Source organism: Microbulbifer halophilus (assembly GCF_026183675.1).
Taxonomy (GTDB): domain Bacteria; phylum Pseudomonadota; class Gammaproteobacteria; order Pseudomonadales; family Cellvibrionaceae; genus Microbulbifer; species Microbulbifer halophilus.
In genome coordinates, this window is record NZ_JAPIVK010000077.1 from 1 (window position 1) to 2,045 (window position 2,045).

A 2,045-nucleotide genomic window follows, 5' to 3' on the forward strand; every position below is an offset into this window, starting at 1 on the left:
CTGTTTGGCAACTGCGTCCAGACCGGCACGTGAAACCAGTCGGCGAGCGGTAGCACCGCCCTCTCCCCTCCGGCACTCCGGCGTGCCCCGCCACCAGCCGGCGGATCGATCCAGTAGCGCCTGCGCTCGTAGGGATAGGTCGGCAGGGATACCCGGCGGCGATCCTCCCCCGCGTGCAGGAGCGACCAGTCCACCTGCACGTCCGACTGCCACAACCGGCCCAGCGCCGTCAGCATGCTGGCCTGTTCGTCACCTCCCGCTCGCGGGTGCGGCAAGGAGGCGATCACCGGGCGCTTCCTCTCCGCCGGCAACTGCCGCGCCAGCGTCGACAAGGTCTGCCCCGGGCCCACTTCCAGCAACACCGCCTCACTCTCGTCAAGCAACCGCTCAAGCCCGGCATGGAAGCGCACCGTCCCGCGCAGATGGCGCACCCAGTAGTCAACCGAGGTCGCTTCTGCAGCCGCGATCCAGTTGCCGCTCACGTTCGACAAAAACCGGCGCTTGGGCGCGCTCCGCTGTGTCTTCGCAACTGCCTCCCCGTACGCCTCCAGAATCGGATCCATCATCGCGGAGTGGAACGCGTGCGAAGTCTGCAATACCCGCGCTTCCAAGCCCCGGCTCAGCAGCTGTTCCCGCACCGCCTCGATGACCGGCACGGGACCGGACAGCACACACGAGCGCGGACCGTTCACCGCCGCCAGATCCCAACCCATCACGTCGAGGTCCGACAACTCCTCTTCCGCCAGGGGAACCGCCAGCATCGCGCCGGGCGGCAACCCCTGCATCAGGCGCCCGCGCCGGGCCACCAGACGCAGTGCATCCTCCAGTGTGAATACCCCCGCAAGACAGGCCGCAACATATTCGCCGATACTGTGGCCCAGCATCGCCGTCGGCTCTATCCCCCAGGCCTGCCATTGCCGCGCCAGCGCATACTCCACCGCGAACAGCGCCGGCTGCGTCAGCCACGTCTCGTTCAACTGCGCCTGCCCCGATTCTCCCTCGGACGAGTACAGCAGGGCGCACAGGTCCAATCCGAGTTCCGGCTCCAACAGGCGCGCGCAGGTCTCCAGCGACTCCCGGAACTTCGCCTCTCGGCGATAGAGTGCCGCCGCCATTTCCAGGTGCTGCGCGCCCTGGCCCGGAAATAGAAATGCAACCTCCGCCTCGGACTGGCTACCCGAGACCGCCGCCGGCAGTGACGCCGGCTCCGACAGGGCCGACAGGGCCCCCTCGCGGCTGTCGCAAACCAGTATCCGCCGGCGACTGAACCGCTCGCGCCCGCACTGCAGCGTAAAAGCCACATCCGCCAGGTCCTGCTCCCTGTGCGTCTGCAGCTGCTCAGCCAGCCGCGACGTCATCATCTCCAGTGCTCCCTCGGTCTTCGCCGACCAAACCAGTAACTGGTAAGCGCGCGACGGCCGAGCTGTCTCCGGCTCCAGGTATTCCTCCAGAATCACATGCGCATTGGTCCCGCCCACGCCGAAGGAGCTCAGCCCCGCTCGCCTCGGTCCTCCATCGCTCGTCCACGGCCGCAGTTCGGTGTTGACGAAGAAGGGACTGTCGGCAAAGTCGATCTCCGGATTGGGGCGGGTGTAATTCAGGCTCGGCGGCAACATGCGGTGCTGCAACGCCATCACCGCCTTGATCAGCCCTGCCACTCCGGCTGCCGTCTCCATGTGCCCCACATTCGGTTTCACAGAGCCGATCGCACAATAGCCGCGCCGCTGGGTATGCATCCGATAGGCTTCCGTCAGCGCCGCAATCTCGATCGGGTCGCCCAGCGGTGTGCCTGTCCCGTGTGTCTCCACATAGCTGATGCTGTCCGCGTCGACATCCGCAAAGGCGAGAGATTCGAGAATCACGTTGCGCTGGCCACCCAGGCTCGGCGCGGTGAAGCCTACTTTATCGGAACCGTCGTTATTGACCGCCGAGCCCCGGATGACTGCCAGGATGTTGTCGCCGTCGCGGCGCGCATCGTCCAATCGCTTGAGCACCACGGCCCCGGCCCCGCTCGCGAATACCGTGCCCCTGGCCTCGGCATCGAA

Annotated in this window: 1 protein-coding gene; it reads right to left on the reverse strand. The window is 66.6% G+C overall.

Translation table 11 applies throughout. From position 1 onward, the window contains the following. Positions 1 to 2,045 (reverse strand): type I polyketide synthase (locus OQE62_RS19240; RefSeq protein WP_265723666.1); only part of this gene is annotated, 2,045 nt, incomplete at both ends.